We start from the raw sequence: 23,602 nt of genomic DNA on the forward strand, positions 1-23,602 counted from the left end.
CCCTATCGTCGCTTGGCGAACTCGTTGCCTGCGGACCGCGCATCCGTTCCGACGATTGACGCCGAGATGTGACAAACCAGGCCGGTTGGGGCGAAGTCGATGACGCAGGCGCCGCCGACCTCGGCGCCGATGCCGCGCTCGAGCAGCCGCGTGCCGAACCCGCGTCGCCTCGGCGCTGTAACGGGCGGGCCGCCGGTTTCCCGCCAGGTCATTTCCAGATGGTCCTGATCGGCGCCATCTAGGCGCCATGAGATTTCGACCACGCCCTCGGGCGCCGACCAGGCGCCGTGCTTGAGCGCGTTGGTCGCCAGTTCCTGCAAGGCCATCGCAAAACCCAGGGCGACCTGCGGCGGCAGTCCGACATCGGGACCGATGACGCGAAGGCGCGCGGCTTTGTCGACGACGTAGGGGGCAGCCGCCACCGAAACGATCTCCGCGAGGCTGGCGCTCTCCCAGTTCTGCCTAGTCAGTACGTCGTGAGCCTGGGAGAGCGCCACCAGCCGGCTCTCGATCGCCGCCTGAAGATCTGGTGGGGCGCCGTTATTCCGCAACGTCTGGAAAGTGATCGATTGGACGGTGGTGAGGGTATTCTTGACCCGATGGTTTAGCTCGTTGATCAACAGCGACTGCTGGCGCGCCCAACCTTTCTCCAGAGTGATATCGCGCACCACACGGACCCCGTAGGGCGGTCTGCCGTCGGCGCCATCGACCCTGGACGCCCTCAGTTCCACCCATGCCGCCTGGCCATCGCCGCGCACGAATGTCTTTTCGAGAGCGTAGCTATCAAGCTTGCCAGCCATCTGACGGCTGAACAGTTCACGCTCTTCGACCTGTTGCTCGGGGGCGCTGTCGTCCCAGATGGTCATATTCAGGAGTTCGGCGCGATCGCGGCCCGTTATCGTACACAGTTGCTCGTTGACCTTGAGGATCCGACCGTTCGGATCGACCTCGGCGATGCCGACCGAGGCGCGTTCATAGGTCGCCCGCAGCCTCTGATCCTGCTCGGCGAGACGCTCGCGCGCGTCGACCAGATCGGTGAGATCGCGCAGGTAGGCCGTGAAGTGAAGACCGTCTTCGAGGCCCACGACATTGATCGAGATTTCAACGGGGAATGCCTTTCCTTGACGCAGGGCATGCATCTCGAGCCTTCGACCCAGCACCGTCGAGCGGCCGGTTCGGACGTAATGTTCCAAGCCCCTGCGATGGGCGTCGCGAAAGGCTGCGGGAACGATCAGATCAGCAAGGTCGCGACCGACGGCTTGTGCACGGGGCAATCCGAACATCCGCTCGGCCTGGCCGTTCCAGTCCACCACACGGCCGTCGGCGGTCATGGTGACGATCGCGTCCAGTGCGGCGTCGAATACGGCGGCCTTCGTCGCCTGCGCTCGCGCGAGCGCCGACTGCGTGCGGCCTTCGTCCGTTGCGGCCGCTAGCAGCAACAGCGTTGCAGCCGTGATCGCTATGAAATCGGCCGCGTGCAGCGCCGGCGCGGACGAGCCCGCCGTCAGAGCGGCCAGCGGCCCTATGCCGAGGCTCACGCTGACGAGGGCCGCCACGGCGGTGGCCACGAGCGCCAGGCTTACCCCGCGAACCCGGGTTGCGATCGCCACCCAAGCCAGCACCGGGAACAGGTGCCAGGTGCGTAACGGCAACGGCGTGAGGTCGAGAAATACGAGGAACGGTGCGAGCGAACCTGCTGTAACGCCGGTGAGGAGTCGCCCTGATGGAAGGTTGGACTTGGTTCGGCTCCAAGACAAAATCAAAGGCGCGACCAGCAACGTGCCAGTGAAATGGCCCACGAACCAGGTGACGAGGGCCAAGCCACCTTTAGCTGCAGGGCTGACCTGGCTGGCCACTAGCGCCGCCACGCCGGGAACCGCCGAGATGGCTGCTCCGATCAAAGCGGCAAGGATGAAGATCACCGCGTCTCGCATACTGGCGAGGCTCGGATCGAACCGGATCTTGCGGTTCAAGACGCCGGCCGGGACAGCTGCGCTGAGCGCGCTAACCAGGGCGATTACAGCGTCTGCCCAGAAGGGAGGAGCGCTATCGACGATCAGGGCCGCGGCCAACCGGCCGAAAAATATCGCTGGCCAGAGCCGCGCGCCACCGAGCAGCAATGCTGCGAACGCCACGCCGGACGCCGGCCAAACCGCGGTGCTCGCGCCTCTGTAAGCGCCCCAATTCAGGCCGGCCAAGGCTAACGCAAGATAAGCAACCGCGAGAAACAGAAGCCGTGGGGCGTCGGTCCGCCGCGGAAGGAAGTCAAATGCGGTCAACACAGCCTCGAAAGACGACTTGGGCGAGCATGGCACGAGCGGTCTCAGAGTAGGACAGAAATTGTGTTGCTGTGCACGAGGAGGACCAGTCACAAGCCGGCTTCGCCTGAGTTTGCGTAGAGAACAGCGCAACCTCCGTTGAGCGTGATGGGTTTAAAAGGCCCATCCTACGGAGACGACATGACCACCAGGCCCGCCGCCGCTGAGGTGCAGCGATTGGGGAGCCGGGAGGCCGGCTGAGGCAAAGCTGATGAAGGAGATGCATGGGCGTCCCGGCAGGGCGGCGGCTTTCTCTGATCAAGGTGCGCGGGGCGCTATGCCGAGATCAGCTTGTCGATGGTGATCGGCGTGCTTCTGATCCGCTTGCCGGTGGCGTGGAAGACCGCGTTGGCGATTGCGGCAGTTACGCCCACGAGACCGATCTCGCCGACGCCCTTGACGCCCAGGGGGCTGACGTCGGGATCGTGTTCCTGGACGAAGATCACCTCGATGGCGCCGACGTCGGCGTTGGCGGGGATGTGGTAGTCCTGGAAGCTGTGGTTCATGACCTTGCCGAAGCGGTGGTCGGTCTGCGCCTCCTCGTGCAGCGCCTGGCCGATACCCATGACCACGCCGCCGATGATCTGGCTGCCGGCGGTCTTGGGATTGAGGATGCGGCCGGCGGCGATGGCGCTGACGATACGTTTCACCCGGATGACACCTAGGTCCTCGTCGACCCGCACCTCGGCGAACACCGCCGAGTGGACGTAGCTGGCGTGCTTCCGCTGTCCGGCGAGATCCGGAAGGGTCGTGCCGGTGGCGGTAATGTCCTGACCGGCGGCGGTCACAATCTCGTTCAATGATACGGCCCTGCTTGGGAGGGCTTCTCCGATCACGGCGTCGCGCGACACGCTCAAAGCGCCCTTGCGGCCTCGCAGCTTGAACTGCTTCCTGGCCGCCTTGACCAGCGCGACCTTCAGCTTGTCACAGGCCCTGGCCACAGCCGCTCCGGTGCTGGCCGCCATCCACGAGCCGCCTTCCACTGGGTTGAAGGGCAGGGTGGAGTCGCCCAGCCACACCTCGACCTGCTCGACCGGAACGCCGAAGGCCTCGGCCGCGATCTGGGCCAGGATGGTGTAGGTGCCGGTGCCGATGTCGCTGGCGGCGGCGGCGACCTCCAGCCGGCCGTCGCGCCGCCAGGTGACGCGGGCGCGGGTGGGGACGGGAGCCACGAAGGCGTCCCAGACGCCGCCGGCCATGCCCCAGCCGATCAGGTCTTGGCCGTCGCGCATCGTCCGCGGGCCAAAGCTGCGCTCGCTCCAGCCGAAGCGCTGGGCGGCCTGCGCATAGCAGGCTTTCTGGGCCTTGGAGGTCAGGGGTAGGTTGTCGTTCTGGTCGTGTTCGACCCAGTTGCGCAGACGCAGTTCCAGCGGATCGATGCCGGCGGCATAGGCCAGCTCGTCCATGGCGCATTCCAGCACATGCACGCCGACCGCCGCGCCGGGCGCGCGCATGTCGCCGGGCGTGGGGGTGTCGACCCGGGCCAGCTGGTAGTCGAAGGCGACGTTCTCGCAGGCATAGGCCAGGCCCGCCCAGTTGACGACCGTCTCCTGCTGGTCCTCGTTCTTGGAGGTCGCCGCCACGCAGGCGTGCCGAACCGCCAGCAGCCGGCCGTCGGCGTCGCAGGCCAGGGCGATCTCCTGGCGAGTGTCGGCGCGATAGGTGATCGAGAACATCTGGGCGCGGGTCAGCACCAGCCGCACCGAGCGCTTCAGGTGCTTGGCGGCCAGTGTGGCCAGGAAGGCTGAGTGAGCCGGCCGCAGCCCCGAGCCGAAGGCTCCGCCGACGAAGGCGTTGACCACCCGCACGTTCTTCAGTTTGAAGCCCAGCGCCTGCTTTAGATAGAGCTGTACGTTCTGCGAGCCCTGGGTCTTGTCGTAGACGGTGATCTTGTCTTCGCCCTCCCAGACCACGGTAGTGGCGAACAGCTCCATGGCGTTGTGGTGCTGGGCTGCGGTCTCGTACGCGGCCGAGATCTTGATCGCCGCGGCGGCGAAGGCGGCATCGAAGTCGCCTCGGCTCTTGGGCGCGGGCTTGACGCCGATGCGCGGCAGCTTGGGTTTGAAGGGCTCTGCCTTGGCGACGTCGAGATCGGTCTCGAAGGCCTCTTCCTCGTAGGTGATCCGCACCAGGGCGGCCCCGTCGCGGGCGGCTTCGTAGTTCTCGCCGATGACCACGGCCACGGGCTGGTCGGCGAAGCGGATCTTGCCGTCGTGCAGAGGCTTGAACGGACCGCCGGGCGGGCCGACCGTGTCCTTGTAGGCATAGCGGAAGGCAGCCACGTGCGGGCGGTTCTCATGGGTCAGCACGGCGATGACGCCGGGCAGGGCAAGGGCCTCGATCGCGTCGATGGCGATGATCTTTCCCTTGGCGATCCGTGACGACACCACGGCCGCATGCAGCAGGCCGGGCGCGTCGTATTCGGCGGCGTAGAGCGCCTGGCCGGTGACCTTCTTGGATCCGTCGATGCGGCTGATGGGCTTGCCGATCGCCATACCGCCGTCGGCCATCAGCGCACCTTCTTGTCGGATTGGGACTGCGGCGCGCCGGCCGCCGCCTGGGAAAGCGCGCGGACCACGGCGCGGCGGGCCAGCTCGATCTTGTAATCGTTGCCGCCACGACCGACAGCGGGGGCGAGAATGGCCCGGGCTGCGTGGTCGAAAGCTTCGCGATCGGGCGCGGAGCCGACCAGCAGGGCCTCGGCCTCTCGATCCCGCCAGGGCTTGTGTGCGACGCCGCCCAAGGCGATACGGGCCTCGACGATCACGCCGTCCTCCAGCCTCAAGCCTGCGGCGACCGAGACCAGCGCGAAGGCGTAGGACAGCCGGTCACGCAGCTTCAGATAGCTGTGGTGAGGTCCGAAGCGATCGGCCGGCAGGTCCACCGACGTTATGATTTCATCAGCTCCGAGTGTGCTGTCGGTCTGCGGCTGATCGCCGGGCAGGCGATGGAACTCCGCGATCGGGATCACGCGGGCGCCGCCTGGGCTCTCGACATTGATGCGGGCGTCCAGCGCCGCCAGGGCCACGCACATGTCTGAGGGGTGCACCGCAATGCAGGCCTCGCTCGTACCGAGGATGGCGTGCATGCGGTTGACGCCGCCTATGGCCGGGCAGCCCGAGCCCGGCTCGCGTTTGTTGCAGGGCATGCAGGGGTCGTAGAAATAGGCGCAGCGGGTGCGCTGAAGCAGGTTGCCGCCGGTGGTGGCGACGTTGCGCAGTTGGGCCGACGCCCCGGCGAGGATGGCGCTGGCCAGTAACGGCGCCCGAGCCTGGATGCGGGCGTCATAGGCGGTGTCGGCGTTCGGCGTCAGCGCGCCGAGCCGCAGGCCGCCGTCGTCCAGCGCCGTGATCCCGCCCAGCGGCAGGCGGCTGATATCGACCAGACGCGCCGGCTTGGCGACGTCGTACTTCATCAGGTCGACGAGATTGGTGCCGCCGGCCAGGATCGCCGCGCCGGGCACGGCCAGGGCGCTCAGCGCCTCGTCGAGACTGGTTGCGCGGACATAGGAAAAGCGGTTCACGCTGCGGCCTCGACCGCGCCGAGGCGCACCATCTCGATGGCGTCAACGATGTGCGTGTAGGCCCCGCAGCGGCAGAGATTGCCGCTCATCAGTTCGCGCACGTCGTCGCGGCAATGGGCGTTTCCTTCGGCGAGCAGGCCGACCGCCGAGCAGATCTGACCGGGCGTGCAATAGCCGCACTGCAGGGCGTCATGGTCGATGAAGGCCTGCTGCAGCGGGTGCAGCGTCCCGCCTTCGGCCAGGCCCTCGATGGTGACGACCTCGGCGCCGTCGCGGGTCACCGCCAGCACGAGGCAGCTGTTCACCCGTCGGCCGTCGATCATCACCGTGCAGGCGCCGCACTGGCCATGGTCGCAGCCCTTTTTCGAGCCGGTCAGCTTGAGGGTTTCGCGCAGCAGGTCGAGCAGGGTCACCCAGGGCGCGGCCCGCAGATCGCGCGCCTCGCCATTGACGGTCAGGTGCAGCGCGATGGCGGAGGGATCTTCGTACATGTCGGGCTCGCATCTGGGGCGCGAGGACAACACGGCCGGACGACCTTTGGTTCAGATCGTTCGGCGGAACGCTTGCACCGGCTGCCGGGTTGGCATGGGACGCCGACCCTGGAGCCGCCATGACCCTCGACCCCGCCATCCGCCCGCTGCCCTACGACCCGTCGATCGAGACCCCCGAAAAGGGCGAGGCCGAGACGACCCAGGGCCTGATCGAGCAGATGCGCAAGATCGCCGAGATTACCTACGAGGACGGCGGTCATGCCATGCGGGCGGTGCATGCCAAGCCGCACGGCCTCGTCCAGGGCCAGTTGATCGTGCCGCAGGACCTGCCGCCGGTGCTAGCCCAAGGTCTCTTCGCCCAGGCCGGCGCCCACGACGTGGTGATGCGGTTCTCGACCTCGCCGGGCGATATCCTTGACGACAAGGTCTCCACCCCGCGCGGCTTGGCGATCAAGGTGTTCGACGTCGAAGGCGAGCGCCTGCCGGGGTCCGAGGGCGCGACGACCCAGGACTTCCTGCTGGTCAATGGCAAGGCCTTCGCCACGCCCAACGCCAAGGCGTTCCTGGCCAATGTCAAGCTGCTGGCGGCCACCACCGACAAGGCCGAGGGCCTGAAGAAGGTGCTGTCGGCGGTGCTGGGCGGCGCCGAGACCCTGGTCGAGGCGGCGGGCGGGCAGAGCGCGACCCTGAAATCGCTGGGCGGCCATCCCAGGACGCATATCCTGGGCGAAAGCTTCTTCAGCATGGCCCCGATCCGGTTCGGCGATCATGTCGCCAAGCTCGGCGTGCGCCCAATCGCGCCGGCCCTGACGGCTCTGACCGACAAGCCGGTCGACCTCGACGGCAAGCCGGACGGCCTGCGCGAGGCGGTCGCCGAGTTCTTCGCTGGCCAGGGCGGGGAGTGGGAGGTCGTGGTCCAGCTGCGCACCAATGCCGACACCATGCCGATCGAGGACGCCCACGAGCCCTGGCCGGAAGACGAAAGCCCGTATCTGCCGGTCGCCCGTCTCGTGGTCGGCCCGCAGGCCAGCTGGGACGAGGCCCGCTCGCCGCGGATAAACGATGCGTCCGCCTTCAGCCCCTGGCACGGCTTGGCCGCCCACCAGCCGCTCGGTTCGATCATGCGCGTGCGCAAGGCCGTCTATCAGGCCTCGCAGGCGTTTCGCCTGACGCGCACCGGTTGCCCGCTGCACGAGCCCGCCGCTGTCGTGGACCTAGGCTGAGCCTATTCCGGCACGATCCGCACGGGCACACTCTTGGAGGCCGGGGTCATGCTGCCCTGGGCGTGGTGGCCCACCGGCACAAGGACGTTGCATTCGGGATAGTAGGTTCCCAGGCACCCGCGCGGAATGTCGTAGCCGGTGACGCGCAGGCCGCTCATCGTACGCTCGACCCCGTCCTCGGCGACGGTGGCGAGGCCGGCGCGCCGGCCTTCGACCAGGCCCAGCGAGCGCATGTCGTCGCGGTTGACGAACAGCACGTCACGGCCGCCGCTGACGCCTCGGAACCGGTCCTCGTAGCCGTAGACGGTGGTGTTGAACTGGTCGTTCGACCGCAGGGTCATCAGGCGGAAGATATCCGGGGCGTCCTCGAAGCCGGTGGCCGACAGGCTCGAAGGCTTGAGAAAATTGGCCTTGCCGCCGGTCGCTTCGGAGAAGTTGCGCAGCCGGGCCTTGTTGGGCCGGTGGAAGCCGCCGGGTTGGTGGAAGCGCTGGTTGAAGCCCTTGAACCAGTCGGGATAGGTCGCCTCGATGGCGTCGCGGACAAGCGCGTAGTCGCCTAGCCAGGCGTCCCAATCGAGCTTGGAGTTGGGCGGCAGAGTCGCCTTGGCGATGCCTGCGACGATCGCCGGTTCGGAGCGCAGGTTCGGGCCAGCAGGAGTCTTGTCGCCGAACGAGGCGTGGATGCAGCTGGAGCTGTCCTCCACCGAGACCGTCTGCGGGCCGGTCGCCTGCTCGTCGCGCTCGATGCGGGACAGGCATGGCAGCAGATAAGCGGTTTGGCCGCAGACCAGGTGGCTGCGATTGAGCTTGGTGGCGATCTGCACCGTCAGTCTCTGGCGACGCCAGGCGGCCTCGACGCGCGGGCTGTCGGGAACCGCGCGCAGGAAGTTGCCGCCCAGGCTCACGAAGCCCTCGGCCTCGCCTTTCAACACCGCCTCGCAGACCTCGACCGTGTTCCAGCCCTTCTCGCGCGGCGGCTCGAAGCCGTACTGCGCCTTGAGGATGTCGAGCGGCGCCAGCTCCGGCTTCTCGGTGATCCCGACCGTGCGCTGGCCCTGCACGTTGGAATGGCCGCGCACGGGGCAGGGGCCGGTCCCGGGCCGGCCGACATTGCCGCGCAGCAGCAGCAGGTTGCAGACCATGTGAACGTTCTCGACGCCGAGCACATGCTGGGTCAGCCCCATGCCGTAGACGCAGATCGCGGCGGGGGCGGCGGCGTAGACAGCCGCAGCGGCTTCGAGGTCGGCGCGGAGCAGGCCGCTGGCCGCCTCGATCTCGTCCCAGCCCGTGTCCCGGCAGAAGGCGGCGAAGGCCTCGAAACCCTGGGTGTGATCGGCGATGAAGCCGTGGTCGAGCACCGGCAGGCCGCCGGTCGCCTGGGCCGCCTCGTCGGCGGCGATCACGGCCTTGCACAGCCCGGTCAGCACCGCCAGGTCCCCGCCGGCGCGAGGCTGGTGATACTGGACGCTGATCTTGGTCGCCTGGCCGGTGACCATCTGGAACGACTGCGGGTTCTGGAACCGCTCCAGCCCCGCTTCCCTCAACGGGTTGAAGGTCACGATCGGCACGCCGCGCCGCACCGCTTTTTGCAGGTCGTGCAGCAGGCGCGGGCTGTTGGACCCGACGTTCTGACCGAAAAAGAAGATGGCGTCCGTGGCTTCGAAGTCCTCCAGCAGCACCGTGCCGACCGGCGAGCCGATGCTCTGCTTGAGGCCCACCGAGGTGGACTCGTGGCACATGTTGGAGCTGTCGGGCAGGTTCTGGCTGCCGTAGAGCCGCGCCATCAGCGCCCACATGTAGGACGTCTCCAGCGATGCGCGGCCCGAGGCGTAGAAGGTCACCTTGGTCGGGTCGAGCGCCTTTAGCTCGGCGCCGATCGTCGCGAACGCCTCGTCCCAGCGGCACGGAACGTAGCGATCGTTGGCGGCGTCGTAGCGCATAGGGTCGGTCAGGCGACCGGCCTGTTCGAGATCATAGTCGCTCCAGTCCAGCAGCTCCGTCAGCGTGTGGCGGGCGAAGAACTCCGGCGTGCAGCGCCGACGGGTCAGGTCCCAGGCCGTAGCCTTGGCGCCGTTTTCGCAGAATTCCGCCGGATGCGGCTTGGCGGGCTTGGGCCAGGCGCAGCTGACGCAGGCAAAGCCCTCGGCCTTGTTCTGCCGCAGCAGCTGCCGCCCCGTCTCGACCGGCGGCGGCGCGGCGTGCAAGGCCACCTTGGCCATGCCGTAGAGCGATCCGTAGCCGCCGGCCGGCCCCTCGTAGGGTTTGACGCGGACCTTGGGCTTCGACGGCGGGGAAGGGGGCATTGGCGTCCTACGGGCTAGGCTTTGGAAACAGCTTTGCGGGCCAGACGGTTCGATGAAATCGGCGGCCCTGCCGCGAAAGGACGGGCGCCGGATCAGCCGGCGAGCGCGAGGAGTAGGCGTTCGACCAAGTGTCGACGCCGATCAGCGTCGTCGAAGGCGCCGGCGATCAGCACTCTGTCCTCGTCCAGCCGGGCCTGGGGCGCGATGGACGCGACGCGGGCGAGCGCGCCTTTGGCGGCTTCGGGCGACATAGCCAGGGCCAAGCCCTTGGGGCCGGCGCTGACTTGGCGGACCTCGGCCGCGCGGGCCAGAAGCTGCAATCGGGCGAGGTCCAGCAGGCTGGCGGCGAGCTCCGGCGTTGGCCCAAACCGGTCGTCGAGCTCCTCCTCGAAGGCGTCGATCTCGGCCAGGTTCGCAAGGCGCGCCAGTCGGGCGTAGAGGTTGATCCTCGTGACCGGGTCGGGAACGTAGTCCAGCGGGATGGCGCCCGCTTGGCCCAGGTTCAGCACGGGCGTCCAATCGGCCGCCTCGACCTCGCCGCGCGCCACCCGCACTGCCCGCTCCAGCAGGCGCTGATACAGGGCCGCCCCGATCATCTTGATATGTCCGGCCTGGTCGTCGCCGACCAGGTCGCCGCCGCCGCGCAAATCCAGGTCTCGGGCGCTGATCGCCAGGCCCGAGCCCAGCCGATCGAAGGCCTCCAGTGTCGACAGGCGCGCGCGGGTGGCGTCGGACATGTCGTCGTCCGGATCGGCCAGCAGGTAGGCTATGCCCTGCACCCGTCCTCGGCCGACCCGACCCCGCAGCTGGTGCAGTTGCGACAGGCCAAAGCGGTCGGGGCGCCAGACCAGCATGGTGTTGGCCCTCGGCACGTCCAGCCCGCTCTCGATGATGTTGGTGGCCAGCAGCACGTCGCCGTCGCCATCGGCGAAGCCGACCATCACCGCGTCTGCCTCCTCGGCCGGCAGGGCCCCGTGAGCGATGCGCACGGAAAGCTCCGGCGCCAGCTCCGCCAACCGCTCGGCCAGGGGCGCGATGTCCTCGATGCGCGGCACGACGAAGAAGCTCTGACCGCCGCGCCGCTTCTCGCGCATAAGGGCGGTCCGCAGGCTGGCTGGATCGAACGGCGCCAGGAACGTGCGGATCGGCCGGCGCCGGGCCGGCGGGCTGGCGATCAGGCTGACGTCCTGGATGCCGACCATGGCCGCCTGCAAGGTGCGCGGGATCGGGGTGGCGGTCAGGGTCAAGAGGTGCCCGTCCTGGGCCAGGTCGCGCAGTTGCGCCTTCAGCGCCGCCCCGAACTTCTGCTCCTCGTCGATGATCATCAGGCCCAGGTTGTCGAAGGCCAAGTCCTTGCCGGCCAGGGCCTGGGTGCCGATGACGATACGGACCTCGCCGCTTTCCAGGCCCTGCCTGACAATACGGGCCTCGGCCGGCGTCACCAGCCGCGACAGGTGGGCGACGCCGATCCCCGTGCCGGCGAAACGCCGGCGGAAGGTGTCGTAGTGCTGGCGGGCCAGCACCGTGGTCGGGGCGGCGATGGCGACCTGCCGTCCGCTCAGGGCGACGGCGGCGGCGGCGCGCAGGGCGACCTCGGTCTTGCCAAAGCCGACGTCGCCGCACACCAGCCGATCCATCGGACGGCCGCTGGCCAGGTCGGCCAGCACGGCCTCGATGGCGGCCGACTGGTCGGGGGTCTCCGGATAGGCGAAGCGGGCGGCGAACTTGGCGTAGGCCGCCTTGGGCGGGACGATCGGTTCGCACGTCCTGGCCTGCCGCGCCTTGGCCAGGGCGACCAGTTGAACCGCGGTCTCGTCGACTTGGTGACTGACCTGCGCCCGGCGGGCCTGCCAGCCGTCGCCCTTCAGGCGGTCGAGAGTGACGGCCGAGGCTTCGGCGCCGTAACGCCAGATGCGGCCGATCTCCTCGATCGGGGCCAGGACGCTGGCCCCGCCGTGATACTCCAGCTGCAGGGTGTCGCGGTCCAAGCCGTCGATCTCGACCGTCTTGAGGTCACGCAGCACGCCGACGCCGTGGTCCTCGTGCAGCACCACGTCGCCGATCCGCAGGTCCGGCTCGCTCAGGATATCCGTTGCGCTCGCCGCGCTTTTGGCCGCGATCCGGCCGCCGACAACGTCGCTTGCGGCGATCACCGCCAGGCCGGCGGCTGCGTCGATGAAGCCGGCGTCGAAATCGACCTCCAGGGCGACCACTTCGCCGAGGTCGGCCGCCAAGGCGGCGGCCCAGTTCGCGACAGGTTTCGGCTTGAGGTCGAGGCCCCGCACCAGCGCCTTGGCCAGCGGCCGTTGCTCGTGCTTCAGGCCAGCCAGCACCACACGGTGGTGGGCTTGGCGCTGGTCCTCGACCAGATCGCAGAAGGCCCGTCCCGGATTGCGCTGGATCGCCAGGTTCGGGATCGGTGCGACACCCGCCAAGTCGAGATCGCGCGCCTTCCAGCCCGCCAGGCCGGCGGCGAGCGCCTCACCCAACAGGTAGAGGCCGTCGGGGGAGGGCGGCGACTGGCCGTCGATCCCGCCCAGGCTCTGCCGGGCCTCGAACGCCTCGATGACATGCAACTCGACATCCGCCAGGCGCTCGGCGGTCTTGCTGTCCTGGGAGACGCGCGCCTTGGGCAGCAAGTCGAACAGGGTTTCCAGCGCGCCGTAGCGATCGGCCAGGCTGTGCTCCAGGCCTTGCGGTCGGGGCGCGACCGGTTCGTCTTGGTCGGCGTCTCCATCCGCCGCATCTGCGATCCATTCGCTGGCGGGGCCGAGCAGCAGCGCCTCAACCTGTCCCTCCGTGCGCTGGCTCAGGGGATCGTAGAGGCGGATCTCGGCGACCTGTCCGGCCTCGTCGAGAATGATCCTAACCGGGCGCGCGGCGTCGGCGGGGAAGATGTCGGTCACCTCGCCCAGGAAGGCGATCTCGCCGGGCTCGTCGATGCGGTCGTCGACGACATAGCCCGTGCGCGCGGCGAACCGGGCCAGGTCCGCCAGGTCCAGTGGCTCGCCGCAGCGCAGCGTCATGAAAGCCGCCGTAAGGACGGTTCGCGGCGGCAGTTTCTGCACCAAGGCTTCGGGCGAGGCGATCAGGACGCGGGGACCGACCGCCTTGGTCGCCAAGGCCCGCAAGGTTCGCATGCGGCGGCCCATGACGTCGCGCGACGGCGAAGCGCGGTCGTAGGGCAGGCAGTCCCAAGGCGGCAGGATGAGCACCTCGATGTCGGCGGAAAGACCCGCCAGGGCGCGTCCGATTTCCTCGGCCCGCCGCTCGCTCGAGGCGATATGAACAGCGACGCCACGCGCGGCGTCGACCGCCAGGGCGGCGGCCACGGCCGCGGCCGGAGCCTGACCGGTGGTCCTGGCGACCGTCCGTTCGGGACGTGCGCCGGGCGTCAGGATCTCGCCGACCGGCGGCTCTGCGTCTTCGGTCCTGGGCATCGATACTCCCCCGCGCGGGCCCTTCAGATGGCCGCGCACGGAGCAAACACCGCCCGCTTGCAGGTCGTTGCACCGGCGAGACCGGGGAAACGGTCCGCGCTGGCGACCGGCGCAGGAACACGACATCCAAACCGCCGTTGTGGTCATCCGCGCCCGACCGGGCGCGTCGAGGGGCAGGGCATGGGCGAAGCGCGATTGGACAAGAGCCTGGCGGACAAGAGCAGCAGGGCGCCGCGACCCTCCGAACGCGGACCGATCCTGACCCGCACCCGTAATCTGAAGATGGCGCGCTCGGCCCACGCCTATGTGCGCGGCAGCACCGTCAAGTTCTACGAGTGGCTCGAGGCCAGCGGCGGCAAGCTGCCCAGCGGGCCGCCGGTCTGGATTTGCGGCGACTGCCATATCGGAAACATGGGGCCGCTGGCCGACGCCAAGGGCCGGGTCGATATCCAGATCCGCGATCTCGACCAGACGGTGATCGGCAATCCGGCCCACGACTTGATCCGGCTGGGCCTGTCGCTGGCCTCGGCCGCGCGTGGCTCCGACCTGCCGGGCGTGATCACCGCCCGGATGATTGAGGGCGTCGTCGAAGGCTACGAGGCGGCTCTGGCCGAGGACTTCGAGGCCAAGTCGCGCCATCCGCCGATGATCGGCGCGGTGCTGGGCGAGGCGACCAAGCGCACCTGGAAGCATCTGGCCGCCGAGCGCCTCAACGGCGACAGGCCCGAAATCCCGATCGGCAAGCGGTTCTGGCCGGTCAGCCGCGCCGAGCGGCGCGAGCTCGAAGAGCTGTGCCTCGGCCAACCGATCCGCAACCTGGTGACCGGCCTCAAGTCACGCGACCGCAAGAGCGAGATCCGCCTGCTCGACGCAGCCTACTGGATGAAGGGCTGCAGCTCGCTGGGGCGGCTGCGTTTCGCGGTTCTGCTGGAGGTCGATGGCGGCGAGGGCGATCGTGACATCTGCTTCCTGGACCTCAAGGAGGCGGTCAAGGCCGCTGCGCCGCGCGATCCGGGCGCGGTGATGCCGCGCGACAACGCCGAACGCATCGTCGCCGGTGCCCTGGCCCTGTCGCCGAACCTCGGTCATCGCATGGCCGCCTGCCGCCTGTTGGGCAAGTCGGTGATCGTGCGCGAGCTGATGCCGCAGGACATGAAGATCGAGCTGACGGGTCTGACGCCGGACGAGGCCATGGCCTCGGCGCGTTCGCTGGCCCGCGTTGTCGGCGACGCCCATGGCCGGCAGATGGAGCCGCAGACGCGACTGGCTTGGCTGACCGAACTGGCCCGCAATCGTTCGGGCCTGCTGGATGCGCCGTCCTGGCTGTGGTCGAGCGTGGTGGAACTGACGGCCGCCCACGAAGGGGCCTATCTCGAACACTGTCGGCGTCATGCATTGGGACTGGACGCCTGACGACGGAACGATCGGACTGAGCGCGGCTTAACCCTGCACGCGATCCTCGCGTCTGAAAGGTATTCCGATGTCAATTCTCGCGTGGCTCGTGGTCGGACTGATTGCAGGCTTCCTGGCCAGCAAGGTCATCAACAAGACGGGCTCAGGCATCGTCGTGGACATCGTGCTGGGCGTCGTCGGCGCGCTGGTCGGCGGCTTCGTCTTCAATTCTCTGGGCCATTCGGCCCCGACCGGCATCAATCTCTACAGCATCTTCGTCGCCTTCGTCGGGGCGGTGATCGTCCTGGTCGTCTACCACCTGATCTTCCGCCGCCGCGCGCTCTAGCGCGCTCGACTGAACGACGAGGCGACGGGAAACCGTCGCCTTATCCTTCTTGGGCGCTCCGGGTTGGGAACTCTGGGCGCTTACATCGCGCCACGTCCTGAAACTGAACCTTACGCCCGGTGTTTCATCGGGTACGCGCGCGGGTGGCGCGTCGTTTGCGGAGCCAGCATGTCGGAAGCCTCGGTCGAAAATCGTGACGTCCGGGTCAGCACCGGCGTGCCTGGCCTGGACGACATCCTCGGCGGCGGCCTGACGCGCGATCGCATCTATCTGGTGGAGGGCACGCCGGGGTCGGGCAAGACCACCCTGGCGTTGCAGTTCCTGCTAAAGGGCCGCGAGGTCGGCGAAAGCGGGCTCTACATCACCCTGTCCGAGACCGACGCCGAACTGCGCGCCGCGGCCGCCAGCCACGGCTGGTCGCTCGACGGGATCGCGCTGTTCGAACTGGTCAGCGAGGAAGGCCTGGATCCCGACAGCGAGCAGTCGGTTCTCCATCCTTCGGACGTAGAGCTTGGCGAGACGACACGCGGCGTGATGCGGCAGGTCGAGGAGACCAAGCCGATGCGGGTGGTCTTCGACAGCCTGTCGGAGATGCGGCTGCTGGCCCAGAATCCTTTGCGCCACCGTCGGCAGATCCTGGCGCTGAAGCACTTCTTCGCCACGCGAAAGTGCACCGTGCTGCTGCTCGACGACCAGACAGCCGAGGACGGCGACCTCCAACTGCACAGCATCGCCCACGGCGTCATCAGCCTGCAGCGGACGACCCAGGAATACGGCGCCCAGCGCCGCCGCCTGGAGGTCATCAAGATGCGCGGCATCAAGTATCGCGGTGGCTTTCACGACTTCGAACTGGATACCGGCGGCATCCGGGTGTTCGAGCGCCTGGTGGCGGCCAATCACCCGGCCCATTTCGACCAGCAGATGGTCTCGACCGGGTCGCCGGGCGTTGACGCCCTGATGGGCGGCGGCCTGGCTCGCGGCACCAACACCCTGATCAGCGGCCCCTCGGGCGTCGGCAAGACCACGACCTCGGTGCGTTGCGCCCTGACCGCCCTGGAGCGCGGCGAGACCGTCGCCTACTACCTGTTCGACGAAGGCCTGACGACGTTGCTGACGCGCTCGAAGGCTCTGGGCATGGACCTGCGGCCGCACCTGGAGGCGGGGCGGTTGCTGATCCGCGCCATCGATCCGGCGGAGCTGTCGCCCGGCGAGTTCGCCTTCCATGTGCGCGACGCCGTCGAGCGTCAGGGCGCGTTGACCGTCGTCATCGACAGCCTCAACGCCTATCTCCAGGCCATGCCGGGGCAGAAGTTCCTGTTCCTGCAGATGCACGAGCTGCTGACATACCTGAACCAGCAGGGCGTGGTGACGCTGCTGATCCTGGGCCAGCATGGCTTCATCGGCGAGGTGCGCAGCGATATCGACCTCAGCTATCTCAGCGACGGCATCTTGCTGTTCCGCTTCTTCGAGGCGGCTGGTTCGGTGCGCACGGCGATCTCGGCCGTCAAGAGCCGCACCGCCGCCCACGAGAAGACCATCCGCGAAATCCGCCTGACAGAAGGGGGGATCGAGGTCGGCGAAGCGCTGACCGACTTTCAGGGCGTGATGACGGGCTTGCCGTCCTACGAGGGCAAGGTCGGTATGCTCGGCGAGGGACGAGGCGATCGGCGCCCGGATGGATGAGCCTTTCCTGATCCTGGCGCCGCGAGGACGCGACGCGCCGGTGATCGCCGAAACCCTGGCCAATGTCGGCCACGCCTCGCGGATCTGTGCGGATCTCACGGCGCTGACGCGGGCGCTGGGAGACGAGGCCGGTGCGGCCGTGCTGACCGAGGAAGCCTTGGCCCAGGGGGCGACGGACGCCCTGACCGACTGGCTGGCCGGCCAGCCCGCCTGGTCCGACTTTCCCTTCATCGTGCTCGTCACCAAGCAGCCGGGAAAACGCACCCAGGCCGATGCTGCGCGCCTGCAGGCGATCGGCAACATCGTGCTCCTGGAGCGGCCGATCAACGCCGAAACCCTGGTCAGCGCCGCCCATTCGGCCATCCGCGCCCGCCACCGCCAATATCGGGCGCGCGATCATCTTTTCGCGCAGATGAAAGCCGAAGAGCAGCTGCGCTTCGCCCTCGAAGCGGGACGGCTAGGCGCATGGGATCTCGATCTAGACAGCGGATCGCTGACGATGTCCGAGACCGCTCGCGGGCATTTCGGGCGCGATGCCGACCGCATCCTTTCGCTCGCCGAGGTGGAAGCGGCCGTGCATCCGGATGATGCGGCCTCGCGCAAAGGCGCGTTGGAGGCGTCCGTCTCTGGCGGCGAGGACTACGACGCCGAATACCGCGTCGCCTGGCCCGACGGCGCCTGGCACTGGCTGCAGGTGAGGGGACGGCTGAATCGCCGGCATGCGGAAGAGCCGCGCCGTCTGTCCGGGGTCACGCTAGACATCACCGCTCGCAAGACCGTCGAGGCCGAGTTGCGGCTGCTGAACGAGACGCTGGAACAGCGCATCGCCGACAGCGTCCGCGATCTCCAGATCGCCAACGAGCGACTGCTGGCCGAGATCAGCGAGCGCGAGCAGGCCCAGGCCGCGCTCGTCCAGGCCCAGAAGATGGACGCCATCGGCCAGCTGACCGGCGGCATCGCCCACGACTTCAACAACCTCCTGACCGCCATCGTCGGCAATATCGACATGATCGAGCGGCGCAGTCAGGACGCCCGGATCCAGCGCATGGCGCTCAACGCCCGCGAAGGCGTCGAGCGCGCGACCAAGCTCACCGCCCAGCTCCTGGCGTTCTCGCGCAGCCAGCAACTGGACCTGCAGCCGATCGAGGTCGACGCCCTCATCGCCGGCATGGACGATCTCCTGACCCGAACCCTGGGCCACACGGTCGAGGTGCGGATGGCTCTGGACGCCGGAGACGCCCGGGCCAAGGCCGACGCCAACCAGCTCGAACTGGCCGTGCTCAACCTGGCCATCAACGCCCGCGACGCCATGGGCGAGGGCGGTAAGGTGACGATCTCGACCCGGCTGTCGGACGAATGGCGCGAGGGCCTCCAGCCGGGCGATCACGTCGTGGTGGCCGTCGGCGATACCGGTCACGGCATTCCGCCCGAGCTGTTGCAGAAGGTCTTCGATCCCTTCTTCACAACCAAGAGCGTCGGCAAGGGCACAGGCCTGGGCCTCAGCCAAGTCTACGGCATCGCCACCCAGTCGGGGGGCGCGGTCCGGGTCGACAGCACGGTCGGTATGGGAACCACGATCGAAATCTGGCTGCCCGTCACTGACGCGGCCGAGCGCGTGCGTCCCGGCGACCTGACGCCGGAGGAAACGCCGCTCAGCCAGGGCGAGCGCATATTGGTGATCGACGACGATCCCAGCGTTCGCCGCTTCATCGTCCAGTGCCTGCGCTCCCTTGGCTACGAAGTGACCGAGGCGGCCGGCGGGCAGGAGGGACTGCAGCGGCTCGCGAGCGACGCTCCGGACCTGCTGGTGGTGGACTTCGCCATGCCGGGCATGAATGGCGCGCAGGTGGCGACGCGCGCCAGGGGCGCTTTGCCGAACCTCGGCGTGCTTCTCGTCACCGGCTATGCCGACGCCGCGGCCATTCGCGATCTCGTCAATTCCGAAGCGGTTCTGCGCAAGCCGTTCAAGGTCAGCGACCTGGCGGTGGCCGTGCGCACCGCGCTCACAGGAATGAAGTCGAAGCCGGCTCCATCCATCGGATGACGGCGAAGGCGCTCGGTCGGAAGGCCCGGCGCATCCGCACAGTCTTCGGCCTTCGGATCAGCGTCGCCGGGCGGGCAGGTACTGGCCGCCGGCCAGCGTCAGTTTCCAGCCCGACCGGGTTCGCTCCGCCAAGCCTAGCGCCGTCAGGCTTTGGGCGTCGCCTATGTTGAGCTGAAGCTCCGCGCCCTTGGTGCGGCGGTCCAGCTCGCGGAGCGACTGGAGTTGACCGCTCGTCAGGTTGAGCGGGCCAGGATCGATCTCCTCGTCCGACCTGACCAGGCGCAGATGGGCGGGGACTTGGTCGAGAGGCCGCCTACTCCTGCTGTCGATGTTTGGATTTGAGGGTTTCAAGAGCGGTCTCCATCTTCTGCTGTCTATGGATCACCAGGCGCAGAAGCACGGCTCGCGCGGGGCTGGTGTCGGACTTGGCCAGTTCCTGGCGCGCGCCTTCGACGATGCGGCCGCGATGGAGATGACCCAGCCGCCAGCTTTCCATTCGGACTTCGCCAGGCGAGTACCAGATGAAGCGGCGCATCGCGGCGGCCAGGACGGGAAAGCGCTCGATTAGCCCAATCAGCGTTTTCATCCTGACGACACGCTCGGGCGAGCTGAGCCGATCTCTGGTCGTTCGGGCGCGCCCGCGCGGTCCCCGCACTGGTGACTCGGGATCTGGGGCATGGATTGTCCTGATCGACGCTCTAGAGGCGAGCTTCGCCGTTTTCAGTCACGGCGCGCGCCAGCAGCGTAATGTTGAGCATGCGCCCTGGAACCGTGAATAGCTATCTTAATCTCAAAAAGAAAAGCCCAAGCTCAGGTTCAATTTCTGGCGTCCCTGGATTGATCGATACATTTGGAGGCAATGAACACGCGGTCCGACGGGGCGATCATGTTAGGCTGCGAAATGAACGAGACCGAACGTGACAGACTGGCCCGCGATCGGGCCGAGGCCTATGCGCCACCGCCCGCTGGCGGCGCCTTGATGGCCGGCGTCTGCGGGGCGGCGCTCGCCCTGGTGGGCGTCATCGTCGCGGCGCGGTTCTATGGTTGGCTCGTGCGTGATCATATCGGCTTGGCTGCGATCCTGGTCGTTGGAGGCTTCGTCGTCGTCTGCGGAGGCTACCTTCAGCTGGCGCGCACGAACCGCAGGGCGCGCCGCGCCGAACGGCTCCTGATCGATCGGGAGCACCGATAGGCCTCCCGGCGCACAACCGTGAATATTCCCCGGAACACCCACCGGGCTCGCGGATTGGTGTCTCGCCGCGTTCAGCGGCAGGCAAAGGACAGACCGATGGACGACCAATTTACAGGCGCCGCCCGCGAGGGCGTCGGCCGGGTTCAGGACGCCGTCGGCGGGTTGACCGGCGATAGCGCCACCCAGATGAAGGGCAAGCTCAATCAAGCTGCCGGCAGCGCTCAGGAGACCTACGGCAAGCTGAGCGAAGGCGTACGGGACACGCTGGAGGGCGCTCTTGAGACGGTGCGCGGCGAGGTGCACGAGCGTCTCGACACCATCGAGACCTACGTGAAGGACAAGCCCCTTCCGGCCGTGGCGATCGCCGCGGTGGCCGGCATCGTGCTGGGGCTGCTCCTGCGCGGCGGCAGCAGGACCATCTATCTGCGCGATCCGCGCTAGGTCGCTGACGGGCGAGGTTCCAGGGCGCTCGTTCCTGGAGCCCCGCCCAGTTCAGCGCAGAAACGGCCCTCGCTTGGCCAGATCGTTTCGCAGGGCCGTGGCCGCGACGCCGGCCTCGCCCATGGCGTGGCTGATCTGGTCCAGGCCCAGTACGACGTCGCCGGCGGCGTAGAGGCCCTCAATGCTCGTGCGCTGATGGACGTCCACCTTGATGCATCCGTCTTCCGTGACCGCCGCGCCCAGGCCGCGAGCCAGGTCGGAATGAACCTCCGAACCCAGCGCGGGATAGACCGCATCGAAGCGCAGGCGTCCCCTGGAACAGGCCAGGCTGATACTGTCGTCCTCCAACGCGAAGTCCCCCGCAGGGCCGGCGATGCGCCTGACCCCGATCTCATCGAGCCGCCGACGTCGGCTCTCGTCGAGGCCGTCGTCGGCCTCCAGCGCGATCAGCGTGACGCTGGCGGTGTAGGCGCGCAGGAACTCCGCTTCGCCAGCGGCGCGGGCGCCGCCACCGATCACCGCCACCCTCTGGTCGGTCACTTCATAGCCGTCACAGACGGGGCAGTAGCGCAGGCGCCCCTGCGCGAGCGCCTGGGCGTGCAGCGTCTCGTCCATCGGCGGTCGGCGATTGGTCACCCCGGTCGCGAGCAGGACGGCGCGGGCTCGGAACGCGCCGGTCGAGCAGCGGACGAGGAAGTCCTCGGGCGCGATCTCCAGCGCCTCGACCCGCGACGAGATCATGCGCGCGCCGTAAAGCTCGGCCTGCTCGCGCATGCGCGCCAGCAGGACCTGGCCTGATATGCCTTCGGGAAAGCCCGCATGGTTGCGGGTCAGCGGGATCAGCGCGGCGCGGCTGTCGCCGGCGTCGACGACGACCACCGACAGCCGGAACCGCGAAAGATAGATCGCGGCGGTCAGGCCCGCGGGCCCGCCGCCGACGATCAGGCAGTCCATCCTTCCGTCACTCATGCAGGCCCATCGCTCATGCGGGATCGGCGACCAGCGGCTTGGGCGGCGGACGCACGAGAGGCTCGCGCGCCCAGACCCTGCCCGTCGAGGCCCTCGCGATGAAGTCGTCGACGCTGGCGGCGCTGACATCGATCAGGCCCTCGTCATCGTCCGGCCCGACGTCGGTGATGCCGCCCTTGGCGAACAAGGGGGCGGCCGAGGGCAGGTAGGCGATGACCTTCAGGTGGCCGTAGGCGTCGCGCAGGAAGTTCACAGCCGCCGCTTCCATCGCCAACTGCGCGCCGCCTTCTTCGGACGGCAGGATCGCCACCGCGTCGAACAGCACCGAGGGGCCGCCATCGATCTTGTGGTCGGCCGGCAGCAGGGCGCCGCCGGCGGTGGTCACGCCATAGATGGTCGGGGCGATGACCTGCAGCCGCGCCCCGGCCGCCTCGACGGCCGCCTTCAGCTTGGCCAGCAGCTTGTCGTCACTGCCGTCGCTAACCAGGACGCCGACCTTGCGTCCTTCCAGTGTCGGCTGCGCCTTGGCCAGCAGGCTGAGCATCGGCGAGGGTGTCATGTCCTGGGCCGGTATCGGCGCCGGGGCCGGAACGATCTTTCCCGGGAAGCCAAGGCCCTCGGCCACCGATTGGGCCAGGAACGCGTCGATGTGGATCAGGCGCGAGAGCACGGCCTCACGCACCCGCGGCGTCACGCACTTGCTGAGCTCGAACACCAGGGCCGCGACGATGTGGTCCTGCTCGGGCTTGGTCTGGCTGGCGAAGAACAATCGGGCCTGGGTGTAGTGGTCGGCGAAGGTCTCCGGCCGCAGGCGCAGCTGCTCGCCGGCCTCGGGGTTGGGGAAGGTCTTGAAGCCGCGCTCCAGAGACTCGCGCGCCACGTCCTGGCCCAGGCTCGACGGCTCGTAGTTCACCTGGCCCTTCGGAACGCCCATCTGCATGTGGCCGTCGCGCTGCAGGTTGTGGAACGGGCACTTTGGCTGGTTGATCGGGATCTGGTGGAAGTTGGGCGAGCCCAGGCGCTTGAGCTGGGTGTCTTGGTAGGAGAACAACCGGCCCTGCAGCAGCGGGTCGTTGGTGAAGTCGATGCCCGGCACCACGTGCGAGGCGCAGTAGGCGACCTGCTCGGTCTCGGCGAAGAAGTTGTCGGGGTTGCGATCCAGCACCATGCGCCCGACGACGCGTAGCGGCACGTCCTCCTCGGGGATCAGCTTGGTGGCGTCCAGCACGTCGAAGGCAAAGCCGTCGGCCTGTTCCTGGGTGAAGGTCTGCAGGCAGAACTCCCACTCGGGGAAATCCCCGCCCTCGATGGCTTCCCAGAGGTCGCGACGGTGGAAGTCCGGATCCGCGCCGTTGATCTTCAGGGCCTCGTCCCAGACCACCGATTGCGAGCCGAGCTTCGGCCGCCAGTGGAACTTCACGAAGGTGCTCGTCCCCGCCGCATTGACGAGCCGGAAGGTATGGACGCCGAAGCCCTCCATCATCCGCAGCGAGCGCGGAATGGCCCGGTCGCTCATCGCCCACATGATCATGTGCATGCTCTCGGGCGTCAGCGAGATGAAGTCCCAGAAGGTGTCGTGGGCGGTCTGGGCCTGCGGGAACTCGCGATCGGGATCCTGCTTGGCCGCGTGGATCAGGTCAGGGAACTTGATGGCGTCCTGGATGAAGAACACCGGGATGTTGTTGCCGACGAGATCGAAGTTGCCTTGTTGGGTGTAGAACTTCACCGCGAACCCGCGCACGTCGCGCGGCAGGTCGGCCGAGCCCTTGTTGCCGGCCACGGTCGAAAACCGCGTGAACACCGGAATGCGCTCGCCGGGCCTTTGCAGGAAGTCGGCGGCGGTGACGTCGGCGCAGGAATCCAGGCACTCGAAAAAGCCGTGCGCGGCTGAGCCGCGGGCGTGGACCACGCGCTCGGGGATGCGCTCATGGTCGAAATGCATGATCTTTTCGCGCAGGATGAAGTCCTGCAGCAGCACGGGGCCGCGGACCCCGGCCTTCAGCGAGTTCTGGTTATCGGCAATCGGCACGCCCTGATTGGTGGTCAGCTGCGTTTCCGGGCCATCGGCCTGCTGGTGGGTCTCGCCGCCGGGCGCGATCAGGGTCTCGCCTTCGGTCGAGGGACCCGCGGGCCTGGGGGGAGGGGCGTTGGTCGGCGGCGTGGAGCCGGCGCGTGCGCCCGCTGTCTTGGCCTTGGTCTTAGCCGGGGTGGCCATGGGGCGTCTTTCAATTTTGAGG

The 23,602-nt window shown here is 68.1% G+C and carries 16 protein-coding genes; 7 read left to right on the forward strand and 9 right to left on the reverse strand.

Features of this window, described 5'->3' with window-relative positions:
• Positions 1–2 precede the first annotated feature (2 nt).
• From I4Q42_RS04295 to I4Q42_RS04310, 4 genes are all read right to left on the reverse strand, one after another.
• Positions 3–2,279: a PAS domain S-box protein gene (locus I4Q42_RS04295; RefSeq protein ID WP_198574830.1), complete on the reverse strand. Its 2,277-nt coding sequence runs from the start codon at positions 2,277–2,279 to the stop codon at positions 3–5.
• A gap of 314 nt (positions 2,280–2,593) precedes the next feature.
• A complete protein-coding gene (locus I4Q42_RS04300; RefSeq protein WP_198574831.1) occupies positions 2,594–4,828 on the reverse strand; it encodes a xanthine dehydrogenase family protein molybdopterin-binding subunit in 2,235 nt (744 codons plus the stop codon).
• The gene (locus tag I4Q42_RS26465) at positions 4,828–5,841 is read right to left on the reverse strand and encodes an FAD binding domain-containing protein (RefSeq protein WP_198574832.1); all 1,014 of its coding nucleotides are present in this window, start codon (positions 5,839–5,841) and stop codon (positions 4,828–4,830) included. The genes I4Q42_RS04300 and I4Q42_RS26465 overlap by 1 nt, the downstream gene beginning before the upstream one ends.
• A complete protein-coding gene (locus I4Q42_RS04310) occupies positions 5,838–6,332 on the reverse strand; it encodes a (2Fe-2S)-binding protein (protein ID WP_198574833.1) in 495 nt (164 codons plus the stop codon). The genes I4Q42_RS26465 and I4Q42_RS04310 overlap by 4 nt, the downstream gene beginning before the upstream one ends.
• Before the next feature lie 119 nt (positions 6,333–6,451).
• Here I4Q42_RS04310 and I4Q42_RS04315 point away from each other — a divergent pair, with 119 nt between their 5' ends.
• Entirely contained in the window at positions 6,452–7,555 is a 1,104-nt protein-coding gene (locus I4Q42_RS04315) for a catalase family protein (protein WP_198574834.1), read from the forward strand.
• A gap of 2 nt (positions 7,556–7,557) precedes the next feature.
• Here the strand turns inward: I4Q42_RS04315 and I4Q42_RS04320 are convergent, their stop codons facing one another.
• Together I4Q42_RS04320 and I4Q42_RS04325 are read right to left on the reverse strand one after the other, a co-directional pair.
• Positions 7,558–9,858 (reverse strand): FdhF/YdeP family oxidoreductase, encoded by a 2,301-nt coding sequence (locus tag I4Q42_RS04320; RefSeq protein ID WP_198574835.1) that lies wholly within the window; start codon positions 9,856–9,858, stop codon positions 7,558–7,560.
• Positions 9,859–9,950: 92 nt separating this feature from the next.
• Complete coding sequence (locus tag I4Q42_RS04325; protein WP_198574836.1) at positions 9,951–13,298, reverse strand: DEAD/DEAH box helicase; 3,348 nt, start codon at positions 13,296–13,298, stop codon at positions 9,951–9,953.
• 180 nt (positions 13,299–13,478) lie between these two features.
• Here I4Q42_RS04325 and I4Q42_RS04330 point away from each other — a divergent pair, with 180 nt between their 5' ends.
• The 4 genes from I4Q42_RS04330 to I4Q42_RS04345 all read left to right on the forward strand — a co-directional run bounded on the left by I4Q42_RS04330 (position 13,479) and on the right by I4Q42_RS04345 (position 18,763).
• Positions 13,479–14,711: a DUF2252 family protein gene (locus tag I4Q42_RS04330; protein ID WP_198574837.1), complete on the forward strand. Its 1,233-nt coding sequence runs from the start codon at positions 13,479–13,481 to the stop codon at positions 14,709–14,711.
• A gap of 67 nt (positions 14,712–14,778) precedes the next feature.
• A complete protein-coding gene (locus I4Q42_RS04335) occupies positions 14,779–15,036 on the forward strand; it encodes a GlsB/YeaQ/YmgE family stress response membrane protein (RefSeq protein ID WP_198574838.1) in 258 nt (85 codons plus the stop codon).
• 168 nt (positions 15,037–15,204) lie between these two features.
• Positions 15,205–16,719: an ATPase domain-containing protein gene (locus I4Q42_RS04340; RefSeq protein WP_198574839.1), complete on the forward strand. Its 1,515-nt coding sequence runs from the start codon at positions 15,205–15,207 to the stop codon at positions 16,717–16,719.
• A complete protein-coding gene (locus I4Q42_RS04345; RefSeq protein ID WP_198574840.1) occupies positions 16,712–18,763 on the forward strand; it encodes a hybrid sensor histidine kinase/response regulator in 2,052 nt (683 codons plus the stop codon). Before I4Q42_RS04340 ends, I4Q42_RS04345 begins: the two co-directional genes overlap by 8 nt.
• 313 nt (positions 18,764–19,076) lie before the next feature.
• On the opposite strand, the gene I4Q42_RS04350 is transcribed toward I4Q42_RS04345, so the two are convergent.
• Complete coding sequence (locus tag I4Q42_RS04350) at positions 19,077–19,349, reverse strand: hypothetical protein (protein ID WP_198574841.1); 273 nt, start codon at positions 19,347–19,349, stop codon at positions 19,077–19,079.
• Positions 19,350–19,664: 315 nt separating this feature from the next.
• Here I4Q42_RS04350 and I4Q42_RS04355 point away from each other — a divergent pair, with 315 nt between their 5' ends.
• Both I4Q42_RS04355 and I4Q42_RS04360 read left to right on the forward strand, forming a co-directional pair.
• Positions 19,665–19,955 carry a hypothetical protein gene (locus I4Q42_RS04355; protein WP_198574842.1) on the forward strand — a complete coding sequence of 97 codons (291 nt, stop codon included), beginning with the start codon at positions 19,665–19,667 and terminating at the stop codon, positions 19,953–19,955.
• Between the two features lie 96 nt (positions 19,956–20,051).
• The gene (locus tag I4Q42_RS04360; RefSeq protein ID WP_198574843.1) at positions 20,052–20,396 is read left to right on the forward strand and encodes a CsbD family protein; all 345 of its coding nucleotides are present in this window, start codon (positions 20,052–20,054) and stop codon (positions 20,394–20,396) included.
• 51 nt (positions 20,397–20,447) lie between these two features.
• Here the strand turns inward: I4Q42_RS04360 and I4Q42_RS04365 are convergent, their stop codons facing one another.
• Positions 20,448–21,365 carry an NAD(P)/FAD-dependent oxidoreductase gene (locus I4Q42_RS04365; protein WP_198574844.1) on the reverse strand — a complete coding sequence of 306 codons (918 nt, stop codon included), beginning with the start codon at positions 21,363–21,365 and terminating at the stop codon, positions 20,448–20,450.
• Between the two features lie 13 nt (positions 21,366–21,378).
• Positions 21,379–23,580: a catalase gene (locus I4Q42_RS04370; RefSeq protein ID WP_198574845.1), complete on the reverse strand. Its 2,202-nt coding sequence runs from the start codon at positions 23,578–23,580 to the stop codon at positions 21,379–21,381.
• Between the last annotated feature and the right edge of the window lie 22 nt (positions 23,581–23,602).

Origin of the sequence: Caulobacter hibisci, assembly GCF_016135805.1 — a bacterium.
In the GTDB taxonomy this organism is placed as follows: Bacteria; Pseudomonadota; Alphaproteobacteria; order Caulobacterales; family Caulobacteraceae; genus Caulobacter; species Caulobacter hibisci.

Coding starts and splice junctions, on each gene's coding strand:
- I4Q42_RS04300 (WP_198574831.1), bottom strand. CDS start 4,828: ATGGCCGACGGCGGTATGGCGATCGGCAAGCCCATCAGCCGCATCGAC.
- I4Q42_RS04310 (WP_198574833.1), bottom strand. CDS start 6,332: ATGTACGAAGATCCCTCCGCCATCGCGCTGCACCTGACCGTCAATGGC.
- I4Q42_RS04315 (WP_198574834.1), top strand. CDS start 6,452: ATGACCCTCGACCCCGCCATCCGCCCGCTGCCCTACGACCCGTCGATC.
- I4Q42_RS04320 (WP_198574835.1), bottom strand. CDS start 9,858: ATGCCCCCTTCCCCGCCGTCGAAGCCCAAGGTCCGCGTCAAACCCTAC.
- I4Q42_RS04325 (WP_198574836.1), bottom strand. CDS start 13,298: ATGCCCAGGACCGAAGACGCAGAGCCGCCGGTCGGCGAGATCCTGACG.
- I4Q42_RS04330 (WP_198574837.1), top strand. CDS start 13,479: ATGGGCGAAGCGCGATTGGACAAGAGCCTGGCGGACAAGAGCAGCAGG.
- I4Q42_RS04335 (WP_198574838.1), top strand. CDS start 14,779: ATGTCAATTCTCGCGTGGCTCGTGGTCGGACTGATTGCAGGCTTCCTG.
- I4Q42_RS04340 (WP_198574839.1), top strand. CDS start 15,205: ATGTCGGAAGCCTCGGTCGAAAATCGTGACGTCCGGGTCAGCACCGGC.
- I4Q42_RS04345 (WP_198574840.1), top strand. CDS start 16,712: ATGGATGAGCCTTTCCTGATCCTGGCGCCGCGAGGACGCGACGCGCCG.
- I4Q42_RS04350 (WP_198574841.1), bottom strand. CDS start 19,349: ATGAAAACGCTGATTGGGCTAATCGAGCGCTTTCCCGTCCTGGCCGCC.
- I4Q42_RS04355 (WP_198574842.1), top strand. CDS start 19,665: ATGAACGAGACCGAACGTGACAGACTGGCCCGCGATCGGGCCGAGGCC.
- I4Q42_RS04360 (WP_198574843.1), top strand. CDS start 20,052: ATGGACGACCAATTTACAGGCGCCGCCCGCGAGGGCGTCGGCCGGGTT.
- I4Q42_RS04365 (WP_198574844.1), bottom strand. CDS start 21,365: ATGAGTGACGGAAGGATGGACTGCCTGATCGTCGGCGGCGGGCCCGCG.
- I4Q42_RS04370 (WP_198574845.1), bottom strand. CDS start 23,580: ATGGCCACCCCGGCTAAGACCAAGGCCAAGACAGCGGGCGCACGCGCC.